This is a genomic window from Thermus thalpophilus (genome assembly GCF_022760915.1).
Lineage (GTDB): Bacteria > Deinococcota > Deinococci > Deinococcales > Thermaceae > Thermus > Thermus thalpophilus.
On sequence record NZ_JAKTNS010000172.1, the window covers coordinates 1 to 211 of the forward strand.

At 66.8% G+C, this 211-nt stretch carries 1 pseudogene; it reads right to left on the reverse strand.

Annotation, left to right across the window (positions count from 1 at the left end):
* A pseudogene (locus tag L0D17_RS13470) lies at positions 1 to 211 on the reverse strand (IS4-like element ISTth2 family transposase); the annotation flags it as partial.

Consider the following 211-nt stretch of genomic DNA (forward strand, 5'->3'; position numbering starts at 1 on the left):
CAGAAGGAGGCGGGCTAGTCGGAAAAGGCTCTGCCGCTCCGGATGCGCCACCACCTTCGGCCACCACTCCCCGCCCCGCAAGGCGGCCCCCAACAGAACCAAGAGCACCATCCCTAGGAACAAAAGCCAAAGCCATCCCCTAAGGCTTCCCTCCGTCCTGAGCCCGTGCCGGTCCAGCCCAAACCCCCGCCCCTTCAGGTCCCGGAAGGCC